The organism is Polaribacter sp., assembly GCF_965656025.1.
In the GTDB taxonomy this organism is placed as follows: Bacteria; Bacteroidota; Bacteroidia; order Flavobacteriales; family Flavobacteriaceae; genus Polaribacter.
The window spans coordinates 35,059-38,343 of sequence record NZ_CBFHJT010000024.1 but is presented as its reverse complement, the minus strand read 5'-3'; the positions used below and the strand labels follow the sequence as shown (position 1 = coordinate 38,343).

Genomic DNA, 3,285 nt, shown 5'->3' with positions numbered 1-3,285 from the left:
ATAACTCAGAATTGGTAGTTGGTATTGCAGTTCCTGGTGGAAATACTTACACCAGAAAACAGATTGACAATTTGATTAAATGGGTAAAACGTCCACAAGTGGGTGCTTTGGGTATGGTTTATTGTCGTGTAAACGAAGATGGATCTTTTAAATCATCAGTAGATAAATTTTACAATCAAGAAGATTTGGCAAAATGGGCAGAAGTTACAAATGCAAAACCAGGTGATTTATTATGTATCTTATCTGGTGAAACCAATAAAGTAAGAACACAATTGTCTGCTTTAAGAATGCATTTGGCAGAAGAATTAGGTTTACGTAAATCTAATGAGTTTGCACCACTGTGGGTAATTGATTTTCCATTATTAGAATTAGACGAAGAAACGGGTCATTACCACGCAATGCACCATCCATTTACTTCGCCAAAACCAGGGCAATTAGAATTGTTAGACACAGATCCAGGAGCTGTAAAAGCAAATGCGTATGATTTGGTGTTGAATGGTAACGAAATTGGAGGAGGTTCTATTCGTATTCATGATAAACAAATGCAAGCAACCATGTTACGTCATTTAGGTTTTTCTGAAGAAGATGCAAAAGCACAATTTGGATTCTTAATGGATGCTTTTGAATATGGTGCACCACCTCATGGAGGTTTGGCTTTTGGATTGGATAGATTGGTGGCTATTTTAGGAGGTCAAGAAACCATTAGAGATTTTATTGCATTCCCAAAAAATAATTCTGGTAGAGATGTTATGATAGATGCACCAGCATTTATAGATGATGAGCAATTAAAAGAATTGAGTTTAAAATTAGATATTCAAGAATAAATTTTTAAGTTGAATTTATTTCAACTTTTTTTTTAATATATTTAGTAGACCTCACAGATTTTAAAAACCTGTGAGGTCTTTTTTATTGATAAATTTAGTACATTTAAAGTATGAAAAACTTACTTGCTTTTTTACTTCTTTTCACTTCTGTTATCTCTTTTTCCCAAGAACTTACAGGGAATGAATTATTAGAAAAAGCCATACAATTTCACGACCCAAATAACAATTGGAATACTTTTAAAGGGGAGTTGTTTGTAACTATGGAAACACCTAAAAGTAGTCCAAGAAAAAGTAGAGTTCGTATAAATTTACCAGAACAATACTTTTTAGTAAAAGCTATAAAAGATACTGTTGTAACTGAATATGCAATTCATAAAGGGGATTGTAGTATGGCTATTAATGGTAATACAAATCCTTCAGAAGAACTAAAAAAGAAATTTGGTTTAAGTTGTGAGCGTGCAAAATTATATAAAAACTATTATACGTATTTGTATGGTTTACCTATGAAGTTAAAAGACGAAGGAACCATCATTCACCAAAATGTAGAAAAGAAACTATTTAAAGGTAAAGAATATTTGGTTTTAAAAGTTACTTATACAAAAGATGTTGGTAAAGATACTTGGTACTTTTATTTCAACCCAAAAAACTATGCTATGGAAGTCTATCAGTTTTTTAAAGAAACAAAAGATAGTGGAGAATATATTGTATTATCAGGCTTAGAAATGATTAACGAAATTAAAATGCCAAAAAATAGAGCTTGGTATTATAACAAAGATAATGTGTATTTAGGTACTGATATTTTATCGAAAAATAAATAATAATAAAAAAAACTTGGACAAGCTCAGTTTAACAATTTTAAGTTATTCTGAAAATTTAGAGATAGATTTACTTCTCAAGTTTCATTAAAATAATTAATATTTAAATGTCATTTCGAGTGAAGTGAAACGAAACTGAGAAATCTCAACATAATTAAGAGAGATTTCTCCATAAAGTCGAAATGACACAACAAAATACAAATGCCATCATCAAAAAAAATATTTAAAAAAATACTAGTTTGGAGATATAAAAATATCTCTGAAAGACAATTTGTATACGTTTTAAGTGTTTTGGTTGGTTTTTTAGCAGGTTTTGGTACTGTAATTTTAAAAAACTTAACACATTATATTCAGCTTTTGTTAAGTATCGATTTTGTAAAAAAGTACCAAAACTCCATGTACTTTGTGTTTCCTATTATCGGTTTGATATTAGTGGCTATCATCAAAAAAAATTGGCTAAAAAAACACATTGGTCATGGTATTTCTACCACTTTATATGCCATTTCTAAACGTAAGGGAATCATCCCCAGGTATAATATGTATGCTTCTTTAATTACTGCACCACTTACGGTTGGTTTTGGAGGTTCTGTAGGTTTGCAAGGGCCTGCAGTTAGTGCAGGTACAGCTTTGGCTTCTTATACGTCTAAGTTGTTTCACATGAACACAAAAACCAGAATGTTATTAATTGGTTGTGCAACAGCAGGTGCTATGTCATCTATGTTTAAGGCGCCTATTGCAGGTATTGTTTTTGCGTTAGAAGTGTTTAGTTTAGATATTGCTTTTGTGTCTTTAGTACCCTTGTTATTAGCTTCTGTGGCTGCTATTGTTACCTCATATTTGTTTTTAGGTTCAGATGTTTTATTGGGTTTTGAACTGAATGATAAATTTGAAATTAATGAAATTGGATTCTATGCTATTTTCGGAATTGTAACGGGTATTACTTCTGTCTATTTTTCTGTAGTATATTTTGCAATTCGTAAATTTTTTCATCGTTTCAAAAAAAGATTTACAAGGTTAATTCTTGGAAGTGTAGTAATTGGTTTCATTTTATATTTGATGCCTTCTTTATATGGTGAGGGTTATGGTTTGATAAATAATCTTTTAAAAGGAAATCATATTGCAGCCATTGGTAATACACCTTTTTCATTTAATCATGATAATATTTGGTTAGTTATTTTCTTTTTATTGTTGATTACCATTTTTAAAGCCATTGCTATGAGTACCACTTTTGCGGCTGGTGGGGTTGGGGGAATTTTTATTCCCACTTTGGTAATGGGCAGCGCCTTAGGAAATGCTTTTGCAAAAATCATTAATAATTTAGGACTTGGTTTTCAAGTTTCTGAGGCCAATTTTACACTTATAGGTATGACAGGTTTAATGGCAGGTGTTTTACATGCACCACTAACAGCCATTTTTTTAATTGCAGAAATTACAGGTGGTTATGATTTGTTTGTACCCTTAATGCTGGTGGCTGCTATTTCATTTTCTATTACAAAATACTTTATTTCTAACTCCATTTACACTTATAAACTGGCACAAAGAGGAGAACTCATTACCCATAATAAAGATAAAAATGTAATGATGATGATGCAAATAGATACGTTGATAGAAACCAATTTTAAACCAGTACAACCAGAAATGTTTTT

General features: G+C 31.0%; 3 protein-coding genes. All 3 read left to right on the top strand.

Annotated elements, in window-relative coordinates; translation table 11 throughout:
* Window positions 1-824: amino acid--tRNA ligase-related protein (locus ACTG3S_RS06500; protein ID WP_439128553.1), on the top strand; the 824-nt coding region annotated here is incomplete at its 5' end.
* A gap of 110 nt (window positions 825-934) precedes the next feature.
* Window positions 935-1,642 carry a DUF6503 family protein gene (locus ACTG3S_RS06495; RefSeq protein ID WP_439128552.1) on the top strand — a complete coding sequence of 236 codons (708 nt, stop codon included), beginning with the start codon at window positions 935-937 and terminating at the stop codon, window positions 1,640-1,642.
* 198 nt (window positions 1,643-1,840) lie between these two features.
* Window positions 1,841-3,285, top strand: a 1,445-nt coding sequence (locus ACTG3S_RS06490; RefSeq protein ID WP_439128551.1) for a chloride channel protein, incomplete at its 3' end; no start/stop codon positions are given.